Here is a 23,485-nt window from a genome sequence, read left to right as displayed (position 1 = left end):
GAGGTTACTTTGCGGTCACACTCACGTCAGCGACGACGAAGGAGCCGGCTGGATGACCATCGCGGCACCGGGCGATCCGGCACAGGGCGATCCAGCCCGGGGCAGCCCGGCACGGGATGACCTGGCCGCTGCCCGCGCCCGTGAGGCGCTCGGCATCGCCTTCGGCGTGGTCGCGCCCTCCGGCGTCCGCCTGCGCGACGGCAGCTTCCGGCTGGATGCCCATCAGACGCTGCCGGCCGAGGTCGTCGACGCTCTGGACAGACGGCTCAGCCGCCGGGCAGCGGACCGCGCGAGCGACGAGCGGTTGCTGGCCGAGTCGGTCGCGCTGGTCGGTGCCGAGGTCGCCCGCGGTCGCGACCTCGAGCCGGCGGACGGCGCGATCGCCGCGCTGGATCGCCTCTTGCACGTACCCGGCCTGCAGCAGGCCCGTCGTGACGAGGCCGACGCGATGCTGCGGATCGTCCTCGAGAGCGCCGCCCCGTACTCCGAAACCGCCGCGGCCCGCCTGGCCGACCTGCCGGACCGATCCCAACCGGCCACGCCGACAGAACTCGTAGCAGGCGCACGCCAGATCCGCCGCGACGCCCACCTCCTGAACCACCAAGCACCAGCCCCCGGACCAACCGGTACCGCGCTGCAGATCGCGCAGCAGCAGCCGCAGCCGCACCGACGCGGGCGCCATCGTTCCCGGCCCGGCTCGAGACACCGCCGGGCGGCGAACGCGCGGACCGCGACCCCCGAAGTCCGTGGCTCCGGACTGGTCACCGGAATCGGCGGCCGCCCAGCCCTCGACCCGAACCTCGACGAGCGGACAGCCCTCGCCGCCCTGCAACAGCTCGGCCGCGCGGAACTCGGCGGTTTCATCACCAGCAGGCCGACCATCGACCCCCACGCCCAACTCGCCGTACTCCAGATGGCGACGAGCGACGCACCGCAACACGTCCGCGTCGAGGTCCTGCCCACCTCCCGCGGCCTCGTCGCCGAGGGCCGGCTCCGCTCGGGCACGGCCAACGATCCCCACATACTCCGGATCTCGCCGCGCCTGGCCGACGATCAGCTCGCTCAGGTCTGGGTCCACCAGCTCAGCCAGCTGACCCACGAGCTCAATCCAGCCAACGCGCAACGACCGCCCGGCGTGCTGAACAAGTTGCGCTCGGCCTTCGGGCGCGACAACCGCGATCGCACGCTGAACGCCGACTATGCGTCGTACCAGTTCCTCAACAGTTCCTGGCAGCAGGCGAGGGGCCAGCAGAATCCGCAGCGCACGGCCGTGCTGGAACGGGATCTCGATGCACTCGCGACCTCGATCCGTCAGAAGGGCGGCGTGGCGCCCACCCTTCCCTGGGCCGCCGACGCGATCCACGTCCGTGGCGCGGCCGCGGCGGGCACGGCGGCGGCGCTCGCAGTACGGGCTGAGGCGGCCGAGCTGGCGCCGTACACGCCGGCTGCGCTGAGGCTGAAGGTGACTGACGCGGTCACTGGCCTGGAGTCCGAGGTCCAGGCGCTGCAGACCCTGGCTGACGCGAAGACAGCGAGCTCCACCGCGGCCGCCGAGGAAGCGCGGGAGCTGTCTGGCAAAGCCGTTGCCGAGAGCAAGTTTCACGACAAGGGCGCGCCCGAGCGGGCACGGGTGCTGGAGGTCCAGGCCGCAGGCGCCGTCCGGAAGGCCAAGCGCCACACGGAAATCGCCGGCGGCTACAGCGAGGCAGTAGGCGCAGCCGAACAGGCATTGACCAGTCAGCGCGACCTGCTGGCCGAGCTCAACGCAGTGCTCGCCGACCCGAACCGCCCGCAGGCAGCACTCGCCACACTGGCCCAGAATGCGGCTGAGAAGACCAGTGCGTACCAGCTCGCGTCGGATGCGGCCCTGCCAGTCAAGGACGTCCTGCACACCGGGGTACCGGCCGGGGAACTGCCAGCGGTCCCAGTAAGCGAGATCAACCAGGTACTGGCCGCGCACGGTATCTCCGCCCGGCTCAGTGACGGTGGGACCCCGTTACCGGTACCCCCGGCGGCGTACCGGCGACTGGTGACGGCCGAGGGAATCGAGTTCACCGTCGGCGGGAGTCCCAACTCCGATATCACCGAGCTGGCCCAGGTCCGGTTCCGGCTCAAGGCTCACGATGTGCGCGAGAACCTTGACCGGGACTACGACCTGGCCGAGCAGATGTCGGGCACGATCGGCGACGGCGGCCAGAGCGTCTCGACCACCGCCGCCCACTCGACCAGCGCCAACTTCGGCGTGAGCGCCCAGCCGGTCATGGCGATGGCGCCGCCTGGGAGCGCGGTCCACACGCTGTCGCAGTTCGCCGCTCCCCGCGTGGATGTGTCCTCCGGGCACGGGTTGAGCGAGTCGAGCGGATCCAGCTCACACGAGAAGGAAGGGTCGGTCGACGACGACCGGGGCGAGTCGCTGCAGGTCGGCTGGACCGGTCAGTGGGAGATCGAGGTCCGCGCGTCCGCGACCGAGCCCTGGTCGGCACCGGCCGCGTTCGACGCCGGCCAGCAGCTGACGTGGGTGTCGGCGGCGTACACGGTGAAGCCCGCCGCCGAGACCGTCACACTCGCCGAGCTCGGCCGGGCGGACGAAGTCAGCCAGGTCTTCCCCCGCCATACGGTCACCAATATCGACGGCATGACCTCCATCCGCGATCGGCTCGTCGCGGGCGGCCGCGAACGGTTCGGCAAGATCGACCGGGTCGCCTACGGTCAGATCGACGGCCTGCTCACCCAGGATGTCTCCCGGCTGTTGCGGCAGACGAGCAGGCCCGGCGGATACGGCCGGCAGATCGTCAGCGCGGGCGAGGCCGTGTACCACGTGCAGCTCGAGGTCGAGCCGATCTGGAGTACGGCGAAGCTCAGTGGCGAGGCCAGCTACGACCTCTGGCAGGAGAAGGTCGGCGTCGACTTCAACGGCGTCAGCGCGAGCCAGAACTCCAGCACCTCCGCGTCGGCGTCCGTCGGTGTCGGTGGGACCTTCAAGGACGTCGGCCCGACCACGGCTGACGTCAGCCCGAGTGTGTCGGCCGGTCGCAACGTGTCGCGCCAGGGTGGGCTGAGCGTCAGCGCGACCTCGATCACGCCGGTCGTTCACCGCAACCAGGGGCCGACGCAGGGCGTGGTGGTCGGCTTCCGGGTCCGGGCGACGCTGCGCGACCTCAGCCACCCCAAGGCGGATCCGGTCGTCATCAACGACTTCTGCGACGCCAGGCTCCGAATCCCCGAGAACGACCTGCTCCGCGCCGGCGGCCGGGTCGACAAGAACGCGGTACTGCGCAAGCCCGACGGCACTCTCCGCCTCGACCAGCACAATCGGGCCCTGCTCCGCGGCGATCCCGAGCCGCCGACCGGAGAACAGACGCTGCCACCCGTGATCGGGCCAGGCGCCGAGCAGATGCATGGCGCGGGCCAGGCGCTCGTCCAGAACTTCACCGGCGATCGCGACGCGTTGGAGCAGACCCTGCGCAAACTCAGTCGCGAAGGCTTGGTCCCGCCGCTCGACGACAACCTCCAGCCGGTCTTCGACGACCTGCCCGACGACCGCCGGCTGCGCAGCGGGCAGCTGATCAACTACGACCGGGTGATCCAGACCATCGGGTCCGATCGGCTCGAGGCCGGCTACAACCAGGCCTGCCAGAGCGGCATCCCGATGGTGCTGATCGACCAGCGGACCGGCCATGCGCCGCGGTACCGGACCTTCCGGGTCGCGGTCCAGCAGGACTTCGACGACGTCACCGGCGAGGGCACGAGCACGACGGACAACGTCGTACGGCTCGGCATCGCCTCGGACGCGAACAGTCGCTCCGGGGGCCGGTCGAAGGGCATGCCGGTGTCAGCCGGAGCCGGGGTCAGCGACGGTCCGGCCGAAGGTGTGCGTGGCTGGGCCGGACGACTCGGCGTGAAGCTCAGCCGGAGCGCGCTCGGCCGGAGCTTCAGCTGGTCGGCGGGCCGCCGGGTCAACCGGGTGTCGCTGACCGAGACCACTGCGCCGGTCGACATCCTCCGCGTCGGCCACGAGATCGTCGTCACCGAGGTCACTCCGAAGGGCGACACCACTCCCCTGGCCAGTGCGCCAGGCAGCGCCCGGATCTTCGTCGACAGTGCCTTGTCGCGTGCGGATGAGCCGGTTCGCGGCGCTCAGCCCAAGGCCCCGAGCATGTCCGCGGTCAAGCAGTCGATGCCGGTGCACGTCGACGCCGGCAACCCGGTCGATCGGATCACCTCGGCCGTCGACGCGATCGAGCTGGGCTCCAACACGTACCTCGAACTGCACGCGATGCTCGGACCGGACAGCCTGGTCGCGCACAAGGAGTGGATGAACGGGGAGCACCGGCTTCCACTGACGATCGTCCCGCCGGCCGGCAATCCGGTCGGCGCGGCCCGGCAGGGCACGATGCTGCCGCGCGGGTACAGCGTGGTGGTCCGGGGCGAGGCCGTCGATCGCGCGTTCGTCGCCATCACCCAGCAGAACTCGGGTGACATCAACCTCACCATGAAGGACACCGGCTTCACCTCGGGCCGGTCGTCGTCAGGCGGGGTCGGGGTCGACGGCGGGGCCGGTCTGGTTCAGGCCGATGGGTCCTCGTTCGGGGTCAGCCTCAGCGCCGGGCGTACCGGTGGCACCTCGCAGTCGACGAGCAACAGCCAGACGATGGGCGAAGAGGGCCTGCTGATCAACGTCGGCACGCATCACCAGTTCGTCGACCGGTACAAGCTGGTCGCGGACGTGGTCGATGCCGACGGCAACGTCGTCCAGTCCGTCCCGCTGCAGGACGCGAAGGTGCAGACGACGACGCCGGAGCGGCGGGCGCTGAGGCTGTACGGGCGTGGTGAACTCGACTTGCCGCTGGAGGTCGTCAGTGACGCGGCCGAGCGGTATCTGGGCGGTCAGCTCAAGATCGGCGCGCGCGACGCCGGCGCCTTCGTCCGTCGGTACAAGCGGGAGAAGGCCGGCGTCACCACCGGTCTCGCGGCCGAGCACACCGACGAGCGGCTGGCCGAGCGCCTCGTGACGCAGGCGAAGGAGTCCCAGGCGACGCCGGCGGTCCCTGCGCCGCGGCTCGATGAGGTGATCGCTGGGATCGAGCAGGTCGGCGATCAGCCGCGCGCGATGAGCTTGCCACCGCAGTACGACATCGGCCTGGCATCGGCGCAGATCGAGGACATCAGCCCGATCGGCCAACCAGGCGGCCACGTCGACCTGCTCACCCCGGCGCTGCGTCAGGTTGAGGAGCTGGCGCCGGGGGTGCTGGCGACCAACCCGATGCTGCGCGCAGCACTGGCCATCGATCTCGGTACGGACGGTTGGCAGGGGCATCTGGGCGACATGTACGGCGTCCGCGGGTTCGTGACCGAGGTCGAAGTACCGGTCCCCGGACAACCTCAGCCCGACCTGGTGGTCGTCCAGGTCAAGGCGCAGTACGCCGGACCGCCGATGGTCGACGGTACGCCGGACGTGCCCGAGGTGGACGCGATCGGGCTCAAGCAGAACTACGACTACCTCGGGCAGGACCAATCCGTCTCGCACTCCACGACCTACTCGGCCGGCGCGGAACTGAAGGGCTCTACCGACACGTCGCTGTCCGGTGGAGTCGGCACCGAGCGAGGCCGGACCGTCGCGGCCAGGCGGGGCACCCAGAAGACACACATCGACCGGACGGGCCACTTCAAGCAGGCCGAGATCCACCGCGACGCCGTCTTCGACATCCAGGTGTCCCGGGTCCGCAACGCGGGCGCTGCCACGATGGCAGGAGTGCGCTGGCGGCTGAACAAGACGCTGCCGGCCGAGCAGACGACCCATGCGACGCCCGTCCGGGTCGGTGCCCGGATGACGCAGATGGTGCCGCGGGAGTTGCTCAAGGAGGTCACCCCCGACGCTCCGGCTCAGCAGGCCCCGCAGCCTGATCACCGCTCGTTCCAGGTGCCGGAAGGCGCGACTGCCGAGGCGATGGTCCCGCACGGGCCGGGCGAGCCGGAGACCGATCAACTCCACGCGCAGATCCGGGGGTACCTGGTCGCCCACAAGGATCTGGGCGAGGCGGCGATGCGGGAGCACGACGTCGCGCTCGCGGGCCAGCTCTCACCGACCGCCCTGCGGGCCGCGCTCAAGCGCCTGACCAGCGAGGAAGGCCTCGAACTGACGGCGATCGCGGGCCGAGGCAACTCGGGTACCAAGTTCGTCGTCGTGGTCAAGGCCAGGCCGGTGGGCTGGACGATCCAGGACACGCCGATCCCCGGCGGTCAGGCCGGCCAGGTGTGGCGCGACATGGAGAGCAACGGGATCACCACGACCGGGAACAGGCTGATGCCGGGGACTGCGAGCGGCGGTACGAGCGGCGGACCGGTCAACATCGGTGGCTCGGTCAGTGAGCAGCTCAAGGAATCGTCCTCCGACTCGCAGGGGACGCGGCTGGAGACGAGCCGTTTCCAGGAGGGCGCCCTCGGCACGGTCGAGGCGCCGATGGTCTACAGCGTCACGGTTCACGAGGTGTCCGACACGGGCAAGAGCGCCCCGAAGATCAAGCATTCCGAGCACCTGCCGGAGACTTCGAAGGCCGTGTACTACCTGAAGATGCTGCAGCACGAGTACCTCGACGGGCTCCGCCAGCTCGAGTCCGGCCGCCGGGCCGCTCCCCCGTTGGAGGCCGCGGTGCCCAGGGCCGGCAAGGCCGAGCTGCGCGCGTCGGAGTACGGGATCGATGCCTCTGGCAACAGAGTTCACCAGCCGTACCAGCCGATGGTGGCCGCGTTGAGCAAGGCGGTGAACGAGCAGCGGACGGTGAATCTGACCATCGAGGAAGCCGATGGTGAGCGGAACTACCAGGCCTTCGCGGACGGCACGATGACCGAGCTCGGCGACAACAGCGGTTATGCCGAGGCGTTCGCACAGTTGCATCCGCAGGTGGCGCTGATGTGTGAAGGACGGGTGCCGCTGCGCGAGCTGTACAACGCCACGCCGAGGTCGGAGTCGTTCAACGCCAGGGTCGCCTCGGAGTTGGTGGACAACGGCGTACCGCTGGCGATGCTGAAGGGGCTCGACCACTCGGCGACGGTCCGGCAGTTGCCAGCGGCATCCGGGCAGGGCGAGCGGCAGCAGATCGGTGGTGCCACGTCGGCCAGGACGATCACGGGCCACGGGCCGTCTTTGGCTGGTTCCTGACAGGTGTGGGGCTGCTGCCCGGACAGCGGGCATGATGGTCCGACGACGACGAGAGGGAGACCGATGGCCTTCGCGGTCGCACGCACGAGGGACGAGGCGTACCTCTACCTCGAGCTGCAGCCCTGCCCGGACTGCGGTTCGGTTGAGGCGCCTTGGGAGCATGCGCTGATCGAGGTCGACGGCGAGCTGGTGATCAGCTACGCCGCGATCTGTCCGGGCTGCGACGCGGAGCGCGAGTACCTCTTCGGGATGCCCGCTCGCGAGACCGCGCCCGATTCCTGGCCGACCTTCGGTGGTACCGAGCCCTCGGAGCTGCTCGACGCGGGCCAGTGGATGGCGGTGGCCGATCAGGCTGCCGGCAATGTGCCGGTGGATCCCGCGGAGGCCCGGATCGCCTTGTCGATCGCGCGGGCGGCGGTCGGTGAAGTGATCAAATTCGTGCCGGCCGGGCAGGACGTCGTACCGGCGGACGAGTTCTGGACGCCGCAGGGGCGCCGGGTATTCGACGCCGAACCGGGTAGGTTCCGGCTGGACCGTCTGCTGGTGGTCCACGACACGTATTCCGAACTCGTACGGGAAACAGGAGCGAACTAACCGATGCTGACCGCAAGGACGCTGGCCGAGGCGCAGGTCTACGTGAGCTTGTCGACAGCGGTCGACGAGTCCCTACCGGCCGTAGAGCCGGCCCCGATCCAGCCGGGCGTGAACTCCGTCGAGGGCGAGGACGCGTGGACGCTCACCACGACGGCCGGCGAGATCGTGGTGCCGTACGCATCGGAGCAGGCGGCCCGGACGGTCGGTTCCCGCTTCGGGCTCGGGGTCTCGCCGCTCGTGGATGCCGCCCAGTGGGTGCTGGTCGCGGAGACCTACGCGCGCCGGGCGATGACGGCTGACCTCGCGTACACCGGCGAACCCGACCAGGACCGCACCAGCGTCGAACTGAACTGGGAGTTCGCGGCCGACGCGGTCGGCGAGGCGCTGAAGTTCCTGCCCGAGGGCGCCGAGGACGTCCCCGACGCCGGTGTCTGGTCCGACCTGGGCACGCGGACCCGCGCCCAGAACCCCCAGATGCTCACCCGCGGCAAGCTGGTCGACGACCTCCAGTACTACCGCGGCACCCTCGACGACTTCCGCGCGTTGTACGGCCCATCGGCCTGAGCGCTGTCAGCCTGCCTCGGGCGGGTCGGTGAGTTCGATCCGGATCGCCCGGGCGTCCACACTGGCCTGCTCCAGCACCTTCTGCTTCGGGTCAGCCACGCCGAGAAACGGCGGCCGGACCAGCGGCCGCAGGGCCTTCAACCGCGGATCCTCCAGCACGGTGTCGATCGCCTTGCGGTCTCCCCCGCACACCAGTACGTCGAGCTTGGCCGGCGCAAGAATCCGTACCGCCACCTCAGTCGCAGCGTTGAACGCCTCCCGAGCCTGGTTGTCCCGCCGCCGGGCAAACCGCTGCTGCGACCACCCACCAGCCTTGGTCGTCCCCTGCACATGCCGCGACCCAACCTTCGAGTCGATCAACTTGCCCCCATCGAACACACCCGCGCCGTAGCCTCCGCGGCGTACCAGCAGAACCCCCAGCCGCCGGTCGGCGAGCACGTGTGCGATCAAACCGGCGGGCGTCAGGTCTTCCAACGGCCCGAACGGTACGGCGATCTCCGCCCGGGCGCCATCCTCCGCGGCAGCGCTCAGTCGAGCCGGCGTCACGTCGTACGAGGTGACGCCATGGCGCTCGGTGAAGCCGGCCAGCCAGCGTTCGAGCCGCTCGGGGCCGATGGAGACGATACGGGTCACCCCGTCACGCTAGCGCATCCGCTGCGACGTGCTCACTTCTTCGCCAGCCGGGAGATCGAGGCGCCGCCGGTGTGCTGCACCCCGTTGTGCAGGCTCCACGGGACGAGAATCATCTTCTTGCCGCCGTGGTGGTGGTGCCAGGTCCAGTCCCGCACCTTCAGCATCTCCTCCACCGAACTCTGGGTCGGCTTCCCGCGGAAGGTGAAGCCGTCGAGCCCTTCCGATGTCAGCTCCTCGGCCAGGATCCGGTTCGCCTCGCGGAAGTCGGCCGCGTCACCGGCCATCGCCGGCAGCTCGATCTCGTAGAGAGCCCATTGCTGGAAGTCCGGGTAGCCACCGCTGTAGGGGACGCCGTTGCGGGCGTAGGTGAGCACCGCGGGATCGTAGCTGTACCAGATCGAGTCGCCCTTGGCGCCGGACCAGTGGCCGGTCCGTGGCAGCCGTGGCTTGTTGAACAGCCGGGGCGCGTCGTCGGTCAGCCAGGGCGACCCCGGGCGTTCCGCCAGGCTCGGATCGGCGAGCGCACCGTAGACCTCTGCCTGTTTCTTGCGCAGTTCCTCGATCGCCTCGTCGATCTCCTCGAGTTCCTCGGCCGAGACCTCGGTCTCGGCCTTGAGCCGGAGCTGACCGTCCAGTTCGAGGTCGATCTTCGACTTGTAGACGTCGAGCCGGTCCTTGGCCCCCAGGTCCTTCCACTTGCCGAGCTGACCGTCCTCGCTGAGCAGGGCCATCTTCTTCGCGTTGGCCGGCTCGGCGAGCTGCTGCAGGTGGATCGCCTCCTCCCGGATAGCGAACGCGTTGCCCTGCTCGCGGAAGATCACCTCCGGGATCAGCTCGCCCTTCGAACCGGTCCGGATCAGGGTGGCCGCATGCGCGGTGGAGTCGTACTGGGCGACGAACTCGTGCTTGGGCACGATCGTCACTTTCAGGTCCTTGTGCAGCTCGGCCAGCTCCGGCGTCAGTCGTTCTAGCACAGCAGCGCGCAACGCGCCGGTCGTCGGCCCAGGCGGGAGCTTGGCCGCCTGGAGCAGCGCCGCCTCCTCGACGTTCTTCCGCGTTCGCGCGACGTCCGCGATCGCTTCCCGGGTCTCGAGCTTCGCCACGTCGACAGTCCCGCCGGCGGCCGCCTTCACCGCGCGAACAGCGGCCACGGCGTCGGCGAACGACAGCCCGACCGAGATCCAGGCGAACACCAGGTCCGCCTCGCTGCTGACCAGATCCTGAGGTATCAGGCCGTCGCCCTTGTTGACATCGGTGTTCGCGGCCGCCTGGGCAGCCGCGAACTCCGCCGTCGCCTTGACCGCGTCGTACGCTCCGGCGCCGGCCGCCAGCCCGGCCAGCACCCAGCCGGCGGTACCACCGGTCAGCGCCATCGCCGCCAGCCCGAACGCCAGCTGGAACAGCTGCAGCGCCTGCTTCTCCATCTTGTTGCCAGCAGCAACCGCCTGTACCTTGTCGTCGATCCAGCGCAGCCGCTCCTTGTCGGTGATGCCCAGGCCGGACTTGGCGGCGGCGACGACGTTGGTCAGTCCCCACAGATCGATCTCGCCGCTCATCACGTTGGTCCGGGTGACGGCGATCGCCTTGTCGACGTCATCGGTCGCGCCGGCCAGTGCCTTGGTCTGTACCTCCGCGGGCTGCTGCAGGAAGGTTGCGAGAGCGCCCGTCGGCACCTTCGGCCCGCCCGCCGGGGCGCCGAGCTCGTCGTCGAAGTGGTCGATCCGCGACAGCAGGGGGTAGGCCAGCAGCACCGCCTCCCGCTGCACCCGCAGGTCTGCCATCTGCTGCTCGTGGGTCGCCTTCTCCGCCGTCGTGTCATGCCTGGCGCCCGCGGTGGCCATCGTGTACGCGTGCTCGCGGCGCTCGAGCTCCGCGTCCACATCCAGCAGCTTCTTGCCGACCGAGGCGATGGTCGCGGAGTCCGCCGGTGGCAACCCCTGCCCGAACCGCGCGCGCCGGTCAGCGGCCTCCGCGGCCGACCGATCGAGGGTGCTCAGCGCCGACGCGCGCAGGGCCAGTCCGAACTGCTTCAGGAACTGGTCCTCGGCGACCAGGTCCTTCATTCCCCCGCCGAACGCCCGCCGCGCGTTGTCGAACGGGTTGGCGCCCGGCTTGAGCGTGTCCTGTTGGTCCATCCAGGACTTGTAGTCGTCGGCGTTCCCGTACTGGTGCGGAAGGATCGCCGCGCCGTCCTCGGTGACGAAGGCGAGTACGCCGGGCTCGCCCTTGACGTTGGAGATGGGCGCGTCCGGATACATCCTGGTGCCCTTGAAGGTGAAGGACGAGAACCAGTCGGGGTACTCGACCGGATAGATGACGAACGAGGTCCCCTCCGCGAAGACGGCATGCGCCCCTTCGAGGCTGGTGGCGAAGGTGACAGCCACGTCGCGGCTGCTGAACGACTTCTCCAGCCGCTCCCCCGTGGTCAGCGCGGAGGGCCCGACGGTTCCCCAGGTACCGACCCGTTGCTTGGCATGCTGGGCCGGCCCAGCCAACGCGCCGGCGACGGCAGCATTGCCGGCTGTCCCCTGCAGAGCCGCGATCTGCCCTGCCGCGCCCCCGGAGTCCTGCGAGGCGGGCGCGGGAGCGCGTGGCGCCTCGGCGCGGCGGGGTTCCTCGGCAACATCACGCACACTTCCAGTGAACGGCACCGGCCGCCGCGCCACGTAGCCCTTTCAGGCAGACCTTCGGCGCAAAGACAAACGAGAGCCCGGGCCACCTGACCCGGGCTCTCGCAAACTCGAAGTGATGCTCAGACGTTGAAGCCGAGGGCGCGCAGCTGGTCGCGGCCGTCGTCGGTGATCTTCTCCGGGCCCCACGGCGGCATCCAGACCCAGTTGATCCGGAAGTCGTTGACCAGGCCGTCCAGCGACATCCGGGTCTGGTCCTCGATCACGTCGGTCAGCGGGCAGGCCGCGGACGTCAGCGTCATGTCGATGATCGCGGTGTTGCTGTCGTCCACGGTCACGCCGTAGATCAGGCCGAGGTCGACGACGTTGATCCCGAGCTCGGGGTCGACGACGTCCTTCAGCGCCTCGGTCACGTCCTCGACAGCGACCGGTGACGTGCCGGCCGGCTGACCGGCCGCTTCGAGGTCGACCTCGGGCAGTTCGATCTTCTCGTCGGTCTGGTCAGACATTGCTTGCTCCTTCTTTCTTCGCGAGTGCCTGGGCGGTCGCGTCCCGCCAGGCCGACCAGCCCAGCAGTGCGCACTTGACCCGGGCCGGGAACTGCGCGACACCCGCGAAGGCGACGCCGTCTTCCAGAACCTCTTCGTCCGGTTCGACATTCCCCCGGCCCTGCATCAGTTCCAGGAACTTCTCGTACGTCGCCATGCCCTCGGCGACCGGCTTGCCGATCACCAGGTCGCTCATCACCGAGGTGGCGGCCTGGCTGATCGAGCAGCCGACGCTGTTGTGCGTGACGCCGGTGACCGTGTCCCCGTCGAGCTCGACGCGCAGCGTGACCTCGTCCCCGCAGGACGGGTTCACGTGGTGCACCTCCACGTCGTACGGGTCCGACAGCCCCGCGTGGTGCGGGCTGCGGTAGTGATCGAGGATGATCTCTTGGTACAGGCTGTCGAGCTGCATATCAGTCCACCTTGAAGAATGACCGGACGAAGCCGAGGCCGTCGACGAGCGCGTCGATCTCGGCGGGTGTCGTGTACAGGTAGAAAGACGCTCTGGTCGACGATTGCATTCCGAACCGCTCGTGCACCGGACGCGCGCAGTGGTGCCCGGCCCGGACGGCGATGCCACGGGTGTCGAGAACGGTCGACACATCGTGCGGGTGCACGCCGTCGAGCTCGAAGCTGATCGCGCCACCGCGGTCGGCGATGTCGGTCGGCCCGAGGATCTTCAGGCCCGGCACCGTCTGCAGTCCTTCCAGCGCGTACGCCGTGATCGCCTGCTCGTGAGCCGCGACCTTGTCCATCCCGATACCGGCCAGGTAGTCCACCGCTGCACCGAGCCCGACTGCCTGCGCGATCGGCGGCGTACCGGCCTCGAAACGAGCCGGCGGCGGCGCGTAGGTCGAGCCGGTCATCCGGACGACCTCGATCATCTCGCCACCACCGAGGAACGGCGGCAGCTCGGCGAGCAGCTCGTACCGGCCCCAGAGCACCCCGATGCCGGTCGGCCCAACGACCTTGTGACCGGTGAACGCGAGCAGGTCGGCGCCAAGCGTCGACACGTCGACCGGGAACTGCGGCACTGCCTGCGAAGCGTCGACTACGACCGTCGCGCCGACAGCGTGGGCCTTGGCGGCGATCTCGGTGACCGGGTTGATCGTGCCGAGCGCGTTCGAGACCCAGGTCAGCGAGACGACCTTGGTGCGCTCGTTGATCAGCTCCTCGATGTTGCTGAGGTCGAGCCGGCCCTCGTCGGTGACGCCGAACCAGCGCAGGGTCGCGCCGGTCCGCTCACAGGCGAGCTGCCACGGGACGATGTTGCTGTGGTGCTCCATCTCGGTGATGAGCACCTCGTCGCCCGGCTTCAGCGATGCGCCGAGCGTGTGCGCGGCCAGGTTGAGCGCCTCGGAGGCGTTCTTGGTGAACACGATCTCGTCGCGGTTGGTGGCGCCGATGAAGGCCGCCACCTTGTCCCGGCCGCCCTCGTACGCCGCAGTCGCCTCGGCGCCCAGCTGGTGCATGGCGCGGGCCACGTTGGCGTTGTGGATCAGGTAGTGATCCTCGATCGCCTTGACCACCTGGCGCGGCTTCTGCGACGTGTTCGCCGAGTCGAGGTAGACCAGCGGATAACCGCCGGCCAGCTCGCGCGCGAGGATGGGGAAGTCCGCCCGGACCGATTGCACGTCCAAAGGACTCAAAAAAGATGGAGTCAGCGGACTGCTGAAGGTCCGCCGCGGAGCGGTGGTCATGCCTTGGCGGCTGTCTTCAGGAAGCGCTCGTAGCCGTTGGCCTCGAGCTCGTCGGCCAGCTCCGGGCCGCCCTCTTCGGCGACCTTGCCGTCGACGAAGACGTGCACGAAGTCCGGCGTGATGTAGCGCAGGATCCGGGTGTAGTGGGTGATCAGCAGAACGCCCTTGTCACCCTTCTCGGCGAACCGGTTGACGCCGGTGGAGACGATCTTCAGCGCGTCGATGTCGAGGCCGGAGTCGGTCTCGTCGAGGATCGCGATCTTCGGGTCGAGCAGCTCGAGCTGGACGATCTCGTGCCGCTTCTTCTCACCACCGGAGAAGCCCTCGTTCACGTTCCGGGTGCCGAAGTCGGGGTCCATGTCCAGGTCGGCGAGCGCCTTGTTGACGTCCTTGACCCAGGTCCGCAGCTTAGGCGCCTCGCCGTCGATCGCGGTCTTGGCGGTGCGCAGGAAGTTCGACACCGACACGCCGGGGACCTCGACCGGGTACTGCATGGCCAGGAACAGGCCGGCCCGGGCGCGCTCGTCGACGGTCATGTCGAGCACGTCCTCGCCGTCCAGCGTCACGGTGCCGGAGGTGACGTTGTACTTCGGGTGGCCGGCGATCGAGTACGCCAGCGTGGACTTGCCGGAACCGTTCGGGCCCATGATCGCGTGCGTCTGACCACCGGCGATGGTCAGGTCGACGCCGCGCAGGATCTCCTTCGGGCCGTTCTCGGTGTCGACCGACACGTGCAGGTCGCGGATCTCGAGTGTCGCCATGAGGTTTTCTATCTCCGTCGTTAGGAAGCCGTTAACTAGCGCTGTTCAGGGGGTTCTTGACGTCGACCATGAGCTGGTCGCCGTCGACGCGGACCGGGTAGACCGGCACCGGGTCGTAGGCCGGCAGGCTGGTCGGCTCGCCGGTGCGCAGGTCGAACCGGGAGCCGTGCAGCCAGCACTCGATCTCGCAGTTGCCGACGTCGCCCTCGGACAGCTGGATCTGCGCGTGCGAGCACTCGTCGCGGACGGCGAAGTACTGGCCCTCGCTCTTCACGACGGCCACCTCCACCCCGCCGACCTCGGTGGCGACGACCCCTTCGTCGGGAACGTCGGCCACCGCGCACGCGCGTTCGAACGAATCACTCATGCTCAGGCCTTGGCCGCCGCGCTGAGCTCAGCCGCCCGGGCGAGCTTCTGCTCGATCACGTCGTGCAGGTGGTCGGTGACCTCGGGGACACCGATCCGGCCGATGATGTCGTTGAAGAAGCCGGACACCACCAGTCGCCGGGCCTCGTCCTCGGGGATGCCGCGGGCCTGCAGGTAGAACAGCTGCTCGTCGTCGAACCGGCCGGTCGCCGAGGCATGCCCGGCACCCTCGATCTCGCCGGTCTCGATCTCCAGGTTCGGCACCGAGTCGGCGCGGGCGCCGTCGGTGAGCACCAGGTTCCGGTTCAGCTCGAAGGTGTTGGTGCCCTCGGCCGCCGCCCGGATCAGCACGTCGCCGATCCAGACCGAGCGGGCCCGGTCGCCGGCCAGCGCGCCCTTGTAGAGCACGTTCGACTTGCAGTTGATCGCCTCGTGGTCGACGAACAGCCGGTTCTCGTGGTGCTGGTCGGTCTCGGCGAAGTACACGCCGAGCAGTTCGGCGTCGCCACCCGGACCGGCGTACCGGACGTTGGTGGACAGGCGGACGATCTTGCCGCCGAGGGTGACCGCGACGTGGTTGAGCTTGGCGTCGCGGCCGATCACGGCGTCGTGCTGGCCGACGTGGATCGACTCGTTGTCGCCCTGCTGGATCGACACGACCCGCAGCTCGGCGCCGTCGCCGACGACGATCTCGACGTTGGCCGCGTACTCGCCGCTGCCGGTGTGGTCGATGATCACGGTCGCGCGGCTGTGCCGGCCGGCCTCGATCACCAGGTGACCGAAGCCGCGCCCGCCGAGGCTGGCGACGTTCACGTGCACCGGCTCGGACAGCTCGGCCTCGGCCGGGATCCGGACGGCCTGCGTGTCGACGGCCTGGTTCCAGGCCACGACGGCGATCCGGTCCTGCGGGGTGAGCGCCTTGACGGCGTCCGCGGCGATGCCTTCGAACACCACACCCTCGGGGCCGTGCGTGTCGATCTTCGGGGTCTCGGTGCCGGCCTCGTCGGCGAACAGCGCCTTGAGGGCCTTGACCGGGGTGAAGCGCCACTCCTCTTCACGGCCGTTCGGCACCGGGAAGTCGGCCACGTCGTACGACGTGGTCCGCTCGCTCCGGGCCTGCAACGGCACCGGGGAGCCCGGCCCGTGGGAGTGCGCCTGGTTACCGGTCGCAACCAGGGTTTCGGTGGCTGACATCAGCCGACGGCCCCTTCCATCTGCAGCTCGATCAGTCGGTTCAGTTCCAGCGCGTACTCCATCGGGAGCTCGCGGGCGATCGGCTCGATGAAGCCGCGGACGATCATCGCCATCGCCTCGTCCTCGGCCATTCCCCGGCTCATCAGGTAGAAGAGCTGGTCATCGCTGACCTTGGAGACGGTCGCCTCGTGCCCCATCGCGACGTCGTCCTCGCGGACGTCGACGTACGGGTAGGTGTCGGAGCGGCTGATCGTGTCGATCAGCAGCGCGTCACAGCGGACCGTGGACTTGCTGTGGTGCGCGCCCGGCGCCACCTCGACCAGACCCCGGTACGACGTCCGGCCACCGCCGCGGGCGACCGACTTGGAGATGATCGAGCTGGACGTGTACGGCGCGTTGTGCACCATCTTGGAGCCGGCGTCCTGGTGCTGGCCCTCACCGGCGAACGCGATCGACAGCGTCTCGCCCTTGGCGTGCTCGCCCATCAGGTACACGGCCGGGTACTTCATCGTCACCTTGGAGCCGATGTTGCCGTCGATCCACTCCATCGTCGCGCCCTCTTCGCAGGTGGCGCGCTTGGTGACCAGGTTGTAGACGTTGTTCGACCAGTTCTGGATCGTCGTGTAGCGGCAGCGGGCGCCCTTCTTCACGATGATCTCGACCACGGCCGAGTGCAGCGAGTCCGACTTGTAGATCGGCGCCGTACAGCCCTCGACGTAGTGAACGTAGGCGTCCTCGTCGACGATGATCAGGGTCCGCTCGAACTGGCCCATGTTCTCGGTGTTGATCCGGAAGTAGGCCTGCAGCGGGATGTCCACCTTGACGCCCTTGGGCACGTAGATGAACGAGCCGCCGGACCAGACCGCCGTGTTCAGCGCGGCGAACTTGTTGTCGCCGACCGGGATGACGGAGCCGAAGTACTCCTGGAACAGCTCCGGGTGCTCGCGCAGGCCGGTGTCGGTGTCCATGAAGATGACGCCCTGCGCCTCCAGGTCCTCACGGATCTGGTGGTACACGACCTCGGACTCGTACTGCGCGGCGACGCCGGCGACCAGGCGCTGCTTCTCCGCCTCGGGGATGCCGAGCCGGTCGTAGGTGTTCTTGATGTCCTCGGGCAGCTCTTCCCAGCTGGTGGCCTGCTTCTCCGTCGAGCGGACGAAGTACTTGATGTTGTCGAAGTCGATCCCGGACAGATCGGCGCCCCACGACGGCATCGGCTTGCGGTCGAAGAGCTTCAGGCCCTTCATCCGCAGGTCCAGCATCCACTCCGGCTCGTTCTTCAGCGTGGAGATGCCCCGCACCACGTCGGCGCTGAGGCCGCGCTTGGCGATGGAACCGGCAGCGTCGCTGTCGGACCAGCCGAACTTGTACGTGCCGAGCCCTTCGAGCTCGGGGTGAGCGGTTTGCGTCATCGAGTGGTCCTCGCAGATTCGCTGTCGGATACAGGGGAAACCGGTGCCGGGGCACCGGGAATGTGCGTAGTGCAGACACCGTCGCCGTGGGCGATGGTGGCCAGTCGCTGGACGTGCCGGCCGAGGAGTCTCGAGAACACCTCGGTCTCGGCCTCGCACAGCTGCGGGAACTGCTCGGCCACGTGCGCGACCGGGCAGTGGTGCTGGCACAACTGCTCGCCGGCACCGGCTTGCTGGGTGGATGCGGCATAGCCGTCCGCGGTGAGCGCCTGGGCCAGTACCTGCGCCTTGTCGCTCTCGGGAGCCGCCGCCAGCAGCTCCCGGTACCGCTCTTCCACCTCGGCGACCCGTTGCCGGGCGAACCCCACGACGGCCTCGTCGCCACCGGACTCCGCGATGAAGCGGAGCGCGGTCGCGGCCAGGTCGTCGTAGGCCTGGTGGAAGTCGTGCCGGCCGGTGTCGGTCAGCACGAAGACCTTGGCGGGACGGCCACGGCCGCGGGGGCCGTAGACGCGCTCCTCGCGGCTCTCGACCAGGCCCGCTTCGAGCAGGTGGTCGAGGTGCCGGCGGACCGCCGCCGGGGTCAGTTTGAGTCGCTCGGCCAGCACCGCGGCGCTGGACGGCCCGTTGGTCAGGATCGAGCGGGCGACCCGGTCCCGGGTGGACTCGTCCCGCGCGACAGCGGTGCCCTCAGGGGCGGTGCCGAAGTGTGCGGGAGTTTTCACAACATCAGTGTCACCTAATTGCCGGGGCCCTTCAAATAAGGCTGCCCTAACCGGTTCACGCCGCCCCGCCTGCCGCTTGGGGTGACCGTGAGCAGGGTCACGTCAAGGGGGTGACTACGCTGCACTTGTGCCAGTCGCGGTGGAGATCGACAACCTCGTCGTCCGGTACGGCGAGAAAGCCGCTGTCGACGGCCTCAGTCTCACCGTAACCGGCGGAACAGTGACGTCCGTGCTCGGCCCCAACGGAGCCGGCAAGACGACCACGGTGGAGAGCTGCGAAGGCTTCCGCCGGCCCGACTCGGGTCAGGTCCGGGTGCTCGGGCTCGACCCGATCGCCGACCACGACGAGCTGATGCCCCGGATCGGGGTGATGCTGCAGGAGGGCGGCGCCTGGTCGGGTGTCCGCGCGCTGGAGATGCTCCGGTACGTCGCTTCGCTGCACAGCCATCCACTGGAGTTGCCGGCCTTGGTGGAGCGACTCGACCTGGGTACTTGTGGGCGCACGCCGTACCGGCGACTGTCCGGCGGGCAGAAGCAGCGGTTGTCGCTGGCGATGGCGATCGTCGGCCGGCCTGAGATCGTCTTCCTCGACGAGCCGACGACCGGGCTGGACCCGCACGGGCGCCGGGAGATCTGGCAACTGATCCGGGACCTGCGCGACGACGGGGTCACGGTCGTGCTGACCACGCATGCGATGGACGAGGCGGAGCAACTGTCCGACCAGGTGCACGTGGTGTCGGCCGGCAAGGTGATCGCCTCCGGCAGCCCCGACGTACTGACCGAACACGGCGCCAAGTCGCTCGAGGACGTCTATCTGGCCCTGACGGCCCGGGAGAACAGCAAGTGAGCACTACGTATGTCCCCCGCCCTGGCTCTGCCCCGTGGCCGCGGAAGGTCTACTCGCATGCGGTGATGGAGTTTCGGCTGCTGCTGCGGAACGGGGAGCAACTGCTGCTTGCTCTGGTGATCCCGTTGGGGCTGCTGCTGCTTCTGGGTGGTACTGGTCTGGGTGACAGGCTCCCGCTCGGGGACGGGCCGGCGGTGGACCTCGCAGTGCCGCGGGTGCTGGCGCTGGCCGTGCTGTCCACCTCGTTTACCTCACTGGCCATCGCTACTGGGTTCGAGCGGCGGTACGGCGTTATCAAGCGGCTGGGTGCTTCTCCCCTGTCTCGCACTGGGCTGCTGGCCGGGAAGATCGGGTCGGTCCTGGCGATCCAGGTGATACAGCTGACAGTGCTGATCGTTGCTGGGTTCGCCCTGGGGTGGAAGCCGGTCGGTGGGGCTACTGCGGTCTTCGGCGTCGTGCTGATGGTGCTGTGCGGTACTGCGGCCTTCGCCTCACTCGGGCTGCTGATGGCCGGCGTACTGCGGGCTGAGGCGACTCTGGCCGCCGCCAACCTCCTCTACCTGCTGCTGTTGGTCGGTGGCGCGATCATGACGCCGGTGGAGGAGTACCCGTCGAGCATGCAGGGGGTAGTACGGCTCCTGCCGAGTGCTGCGCTGGCCAACGGGCTGGCGAACTCCACCCTGGAAGGCGTTGTGCCATGGGCCGCCGCCCTGTCCCTGGCGCTGTGGGCGGCAGTGCTCGGATACCTGGTGTCCCGGACCTTCCGGTGGGACTGAGCAGACCCTTCTCTAGAGTGTGCCGGTGACCACGGAAGCGCCCACCCACCCGACCGAGCCCGTCACCGGATTCTGGCGACTGGTGCCAGAGCCGAGTCTGGACGTCGTCCGCCGCTGGGGCTGGACCTCGGTGATCGTCAACATCGGCATCGTGGTGACCGGTGGACTGGTCCGGCTGACCGGCTCCGGCCTGGGCTGCCCGACCTGGCCGTCCTGCACCGACGAGTCGTACGTCCCGCACAGCGCGCTCGGGTACCACGGCGCGATCGAGTTCGGGAACCGGATGCTCGGGTTCGTGGTCGCGGCGGTCGCGATCTGCACCTGGCTCGTCGTGATGCGGTACCGGCCCCGGCGTACCGACCTGCGCCGCCTCGCGACGGCGGCTGCCCTGGGCGTACCGCTGCAGGCCGTGATCGGCGGCGTGAGCGTCCTCACCGGGCTGAACCCGTGGATCGTGTCGGCGCACTTCCTGGTGTCGCCGATCATCATCACGTTGACCGTGGCGATGATGCGGCGGTCGCGGACGAGTCCCTATCCGCACACTCCCCCGGTGGTTCGGGCGCTCGCAACCGCTTGTGTGGTGTGCGTCTGGCTGACCGTTGCCCTCGGCACCGTTGTCACCGGCGCCGGGCCGCACTCGGGTGATCCGGAGACCGGCCGGAACGGGTTCGATCCGGAGATCATCAGCCAGCTGCACTCCGACAGCGTGTTCGCGCTGCTGGGGGTGTCGATCGCGCTGGTGATCGCCACCCGCGTGACGGCGACCTCCCGCACCCTGCGCAAGCTCGCTGCCTGGTTGCTGGCGGTCGAGCTGCTACAGGGTGCGGTCGGCTTCACTCAGTACTTCACCGGCCTGCCGTGGGGTCTGGTACTGGTCCACATGTTCATGGCCGGTCTGCTGATCGCTCTGGTCACTGCGGTGTACGGCGAACGCGGAACGCCGGCTACTTGATCCGGTAGATCGCTCCGGGCCCGAAGAGCGGCGACGAGACGAACACGTCGCCCCACCTGTTGATGGCCGCGCCGGCCGGAAGGACCAGCTTGCCCTTGGCAAGTTCCTTCTTGTAGCCGGCCTTGTGGTTCCGTCCCTGGTACTGCAGGTACAGCGAGCCGATCACCGGCTCTGTGCTCGGCCCTTCGGCAGCGAGCCAGGTGGCCTTGGCCAACTCGACAACCGCGATGGTGCCGCGCGGCCCACCGGCCAGGTCGACGATCGACGTGTAGCCGTCGGCGTACCGCTTGCAGTTGCCCTTGTTCGGCTTCAGCGGGTCGCAGACCGCGTTGACCGAGCCCGGCTTGATCCGCCAGATCTCCGAGGTCCCCTTGGTCGCCGGGAAGCCACGGAGCTCACCTACGTAGTAGTAGCCGTCGGATCCGACCGTCACCGACGTGGCGACCGCCTCGGCCGGCATCAGCTGACCACCGAACTCAGCAGGTGCCCTGACGACGCGCGGCTTCAGCCGTGCGACCGTCTTGATCTTGCCGTTCGGCCAGACCCGCAGCAGGTCGTTGCCCGCGGCATCACTGACCAGGACCGTACCGTCGCGCAGCGTGGCCACACCGAACGGGTTGGACTCGGTCGGCGGGTCGGCCAGGTTGTACGGATCCGGGTCGTGCGCCTGGTACTTCGCAATGTTCGCCACCGCGAGCGGAGCCTTGCCCGGTCGCATCCTGAACAGGGTCGCTCCACCTGGCGGAAGCGGCTGCCCCGGCTCACCACCGGCGCCGGTCAGCGCGTACGTCCGCCCCCACCGATCCGTGTCGATCGCCGGCGGGAAGCCGCCCGGCACGGTTCCGAGCTTCTTGATCCCCTTGTTGGTCCCGTAGCCCCAGGCCTCGTACACCGACCCGTCGCCCACGCTGTAGACGATCTTGGCCCCCTTGGCCGCAACCCCACGCGGCCCGTTCAGCCCGGTCACCACCGGCTTGAGACTGCTGTGCCCACCAGTACCGTCAGCCTGCCCGGCCACCAGCACCGTACCGACCAACGCCACAGCCGAAACCGCCGCTATTCGTGCTGTTCTCGCTCGCACTACTGCCCCCTACGAGTCCGTCCCCCCAGAGTGGAGCCGCCCTCCACGGACCCTCCATGGCAACACCGCATCCTCTTCAGGTCAACGGCAAAGCACACCGCCACCACCCGTGTACCGACGGCAAATAGGCCGCCGAGGCAACAACCCCTTCCCAATCAGGCAACCACTTTGGGCACCAGCCAGTCATCACCTCGCCGGATGCGTGCCCAGCCGGTGCTCAAAGTGGCTCGACTCGCTCGGCTCAGCGCTCGACCGAAGCTGATTCAACGCCTGCACCCGGCAGCAGACGACAGCCAGGCACGGCACCGCGCGCAAGCGGCAGCATCCCATCGCGCGTCAGCGCCAAGGCATCGCGCGTCAGCGCAGAAGAAGGGGTGGGTGGGAGCGCCCAGAGCTGGTCGCGACGGAGGAGCGGGCTGCGGCGGGCGCGTGGGCGTACGTAGTACTAGCGCAGCAGGGGGTCGATGGCTGCGGCTATGAAGAGCAGGGCCAGATAGATGTTGGAGAAGTGGAAGAGGCGCATGGGGCGGAGGGCTGCTCCGTCGGCGCCGGTGTTGGCTCGGGCCAGGAGGGCGAAGGCTTCGCGGAGGAAGACGACGCCCAGGGCGACGGCTGCCAGGGGGTAGACCCAGCCGGTGCCGCCGACCGGCCAGAGGGCGATCGAGGTGATCACCATGACGATCGAGTAGACGAGGATCTGGCGGGCCGTCTGGACCGCGGTGGCGACTACCGGGAGCATCGGGACGTCCACCGACGCGTAGTCCTCGCGGTAGCGCATGGCCAGCGCCCAGGTGTGCGGGGGCGTCCAGAAGAAGACGACGCCGAAGAGCACCAGCGGTGTCCAGGCCAGCGAGCCAGTGACCGAGGTCCAGCCGATCAGGGTCGGGAAGCAGCCAGCGATCCCGCCCCAGACGATGTTCTGGACGGTACGCCGCTTCAGCACCATCGTGTAGCCGAAGACGTAGAACGCGTTCGCCGCCAGCGCGAGCATCGAGGACAGCCAGTTGACCAGCAGACCGAGCTCGATCGTCGCCAGGATGCCAAGCACGATGCCGAAGACGGTCGCCGAGCGCGGGCTGACCGCGTGCCGGGGCAACGGCCGGCGGCGGGTCCGGCGCATCTGCTCGTCGATGTCGCGGTCGAGCACGCAGTTGATCGTGTTCGCGCTGCCGGCGGCCAGGATCCCGCCGACCAGGGTGGCGGCGACGACGCCCAGCCCGGGGACTCCCCCGGCGGCCAGGAACATCACCGGCACGGTGGTGATCAGCAGCAACTCGATGATGCGCGGCTTGGTCAGACCGACGTACGCCTTGATCACGTCGCGTACCGACGGACGGGACATCTCGAGGGATGGGTCCGTCGGGAGCGGCGCCGGGTACGACGTCGTCGCGGCTGGACGCGGGTCGACGGCCGTCACGAACACCTCGAAAACTCATGATTGACGCCGGGCACCGGCGCTGACGGTTCGACAGTCTACGACGGCCCGTAGGAGTCCCTTGCACCCACCCGTGCCGGGGTGTCGGATGTGATCTGTGAGACGCCC

At 68.9% G+C, this 23,485-nt stretch carries 18 protein-coding genes; 6 read left to right on the top strand and 12 right to left on the bottom strand.

Annotated features, from left to right (window positions below; all coding sequences use genetic code 11):
- Positions 1-52: 52 nt before the first annotated feature.
- The 3 genes from ACIA12_RS05495 (at position 53) to ACIA12_RS05485 (ending at position 8,317) form a co-directional block, all read left to right on the top strand.
- Positions 53-7,159: a hypothetical protein gene (locus ACIA12_RS05495; protein ID WP_396365585.1), complete on the top strand. Its 7,107-nt coding sequence runs from the start codon at positions 53-55 to the stop codon at positions 7,157-7,159.
- Between the two features lie 63 nt (positions 7,160-7,222).
- On the top strand, positions 7,223-7,753 hold the full coding sequence (locus ACIA12_RS05490) for a hypothetical protein (protein ID WP_396365584.1): 531 nt from the start codon (positions 7,223-7,225) through the stop codon (positions 7,751-7,753).
- 3 nt (positions 7,754-7,756) lie between these two features.
- A complete protein-coding gene (locus ACIA12_RS05485) occupies positions 7,757-8,317 on the top strand; it encodes a hypothetical protein (RefSeq protein WP_396365583.1) in 561 nt (186 codons plus the stop codon).
- Between the two features lie 6 nt (positions 8,318-8,323).
- Here ACIA12_RS05485 and ACIA12_RS05480 read toward each other — a convergent pair whose 3' ends face one another.
- The 10 genes from ACIA12_RS05480 to ACIA12_RS05435 form a co-directional block, all read right to left on the bottom strand.
- Positions 8,324-8,950: an acVLRF1 family peptidyl-tRNA hydrolase gene (locus ACIA12_RS05480; RefSeq protein ID WP_396365582.1), complete on the bottom strand. Its 627-nt coding sequence runs from the start codon at positions 8,948-8,950 to the stop codon at positions 8,324-8,326.
- Between the two features lie 32 nt (positions 8,951-8,982).
- Positions 8,983-11,583: an HNH endonuclease gene (locus ACIA12_RS05475; RefSeq protein ID WP_396365581.1), complete on the bottom strand. Its 2,601-nt coding sequence runs from the start codon at positions 11,581-11,583 to the stop codon at positions 8,983-8,985.
- A 119-nt stretch (positions 11,584-11,702) separates the two neighbouring features.
- Positions 11,703-12,059 (bottom strand): metal-sulfur cluster assembly factor, encoded by a 357-nt coding sequence (locus ACIA12_RS05470; RefSeq protein ID WP_396366030.1) that lies wholly within the window; start codon positions 12,057-12,059, stop codon positions 11,703-11,705.
- Between the two features lie 22 nt (positions 12,060-12,081).
- Positions 12,082-12,540 (bottom strand): Fe-S cluster assembly sulfur transfer protein SufU, encoded by a 459-nt coding sequence (gene sufU, locus ACIA12_RS05465; RefSeq protein ID WP_363823930.1) that lies wholly within the window; start codon positions 12,538-12,540, stop codon positions 12,082-12,084.
- A 1-nt stretch (position 12,541) separates the two neighbouring features.
- Complete coding sequence (locus ACIA12_RS05460; protein ID WP_396365580.1) at positions 12,542-13,828, bottom strand: cysteine desulfurase; 1,287 nt, start codon at positions 13,826-13,828, stop codon at positions 12,542-12,544.
- On the bottom strand, positions 13,825-14,589 hold the full coding sequence (gene sufC / locus ACIA12_RS05455) for a Fe-S cluster assembly ATPase SufC (RefSeq protein ID WP_396365579.1): 765 nt from the start codon (positions 14,587-14,589) through the stop codon (positions 13,825-13,827). The genes ACIA12_RS05460 and sufC overlap by 4 nt, the downstream gene beginning before the upstream one ends.
- Before the next feature lie 31 nt (positions 14,590-14,620).
- Positions 14,621-14,956, bottom strand: a complete 336-nt coding sequence (locus ACIA12_RS05450; protein ID WP_396365578.1) for a non-heme iron oxygenase ferredoxin subunit — start codon at positions 14,954-14,956, stop codon at positions 14,621-14,623.
- Positions 14,957-14,958: 2 nt separating this feature from the next.
- Positions 14,959-16,149 carry a Fe-S cluster assembly protein SufD gene (gene sufD, locus ACIA12_RS05445; protein WP_396365577.1) on the bottom strand — a complete coding sequence of 397 codons (1,191 nt, stop codon included), beginning with the start codon at positions 16,147-16,149 and terminating at the stop codon, positions 14,959-14,961.
- Positions 16,149-17,561 carry a Fe-S cluster assembly protein SufB gene (gene sufB / locus ACIA12_RS05440; RefSeq protein WP_328324179.1) on the bottom strand — a complete coding sequence of 471 codons (1,413 nt, stop codon included), beginning with the start codon at positions 17,559-17,561 and terminating at the stop codon, positions 16,149-16,151. Before sufB ends, sufD begins: the two co-directional genes overlap by 1 nt.
- Positions 17,558-18,286 (bottom strand): helix-turn-helix transcriptional regulator, encoded by a 729-nt coding sequence (locus ACIA12_RS05435; protein ID WP_396365576.1) that lies wholly within the window; start codon positions 18,284-18,286, stop codon positions 17,558-17,560. The genes sufB and ACIA12_RS05435 overlap by 4 nt, the downstream gene beginning before the upstream one ends.
- 127 nt (positions 18,287-18,413) lie before the next feature.
- Here ACIA12_RS05435 and ACIA12_RS05430 point away from each other — a divergent pair, with 127 nt between their 5' ends.
- From ACIA12_RS05430 to ACIA12_RS05420, 3 genes are read left to right on the top strand one after another with little or no spacing between them, the layout of a single operon-like run.
- Positions 18,414-19,133, top strand: coding sequence for an ABC transporter ATP-binding protein (locus tag ACIA12_RS05430; RefSeq protein ID WP_396365575.1), 720 nt, complete (start codon positions 18,414-18,416; stop codon positions 19,131-19,133).
- Positions 19,130-19,909 (top strand): ABC transporter permease, encoded by a 780-nt coding sequence (locus ACIA12_RS05425; RefSeq protein ID WP_396365574.1) that lies wholly within the window; start codon positions 19,130-19,132, stop codon positions 19,907-19,909. Before ACIA12_RS05430 ends, ACIA12_RS05425 begins: the two co-directional genes overlap by 4 nt.
- 25 nt (positions 19,910-19,934) lie before the next feature.
- Positions 19,935-20,861 carry a heme A synthase gene (locus ACIA12_RS05420; RefSeq protein WP_396365573.1) on the top strand — a complete coding sequence of 309 codons (927 nt, stop codon included), beginning with the start codon at positions 19,935-19,937 and terminating at the stop codon, positions 20,859-20,861.
- Here the strand turns inward: ACIA12_RS05420 and ACIA12_RS05415 are convergent.
- Positions 20,854-21,903 (bottom strand): ScyD/ScyE family protein, encoded by a 1,050-nt coding sequence (locus ACIA12_RS05415; RefSeq protein ID WP_396365572.1) that lies wholly within the window; start codon positions 21,901-21,903, stop codon positions 20,854-20,856. The two genes, ACIA12_RS05420 and ACIA12_RS05415, sit on opposite strands and share 8 nt — an antisense overlap.
- 484 nt (positions 21,904-22,387) lie before the next feature.
- Positions 22,388-23,359 (bottom strand): heme o synthase, encoded by a 972-nt coding sequence (locus ACIA12_RS05410; protein WP_396365571.1) that lies wholly within the window; start codon positions 23,357-23,359, stop codon positions 22,388-22,390.
- Between the last annotated feature and the right edge of the window lie 126 nt (positions 23,360-23,485).

Source organism: Kribbella sp. NPDC051620, assembly GCF_044453825.1.
Classification (GTDB): domain Bacteria; phylum Actinomycetota; class Actinomycetes; order Propionibacteriales; family Kribbellaceae; genus Kribbella.
This window is presented reverse-complemented; position numbering and strand designations above follow the sequence as displayed.

Coding starts and splice junctions, on each gene's coding strand:
- ACIA12_RS05460 (WP_396365580.1), bottom strand. CDS start 13,828: ATGACCACCGCTCCGCGGCGGACCTTCAGCAGTCCGCTGACTCCATCT.
- sufD (WP_396365577.1), bottom strand. CDS start 16,149: ATGTCAGCCACCGAAACCCTGGTTGCGACCGGTAACCAGGCGCACTCC.
- ACIA12_RS05495 (WP_396365585.1), top strand. CDS start 53: ATGACCATCGCGGCACCGGGCGATCCGGCACAGGGCGATCCAGCCCGG.
- ACIA12_RS05450 (WP_396365578.1), bottom strand. CDS start 14,956: ATGAGTGATTCGTTCGAACGCGCGTGCGCGGTGGCCGACGTTCCCGAC.
- sufC (WP_396365579.1), bottom strand. CDS start 14,589: ATGGCGACACTCGAGATCCGCGACCTGCACGTGTCGGTCGACACCGAG.
- sufB (WP_328324179.1), bottom strand. CDS start 17,561: ATGACGCAAACCGCTCACCCCGAGCTCGAAGGGCTCGGCACGTACAAG.
- ACIA12_RS05485 (WP_396365583.1), top strand. CDS start 7,757: ATGCTGACCGCAAGGACGCTGGCCGAGGCGCAGGTCTACGTGAGCTTG.
- sufU (WP_363823930.1), bottom strand. CDS start 12,540: ATGCAGCTCGACAGCCTGTACCAAGAGATCATCCTCGATCACTACCGC.
- ACIA12_RS05490 (WP_396365584.1), top strand. CDS start 7,223: ATGGCCTTCGCGGTCGCACGCACGAGGGACGAGGCGTACCTCTACCTC.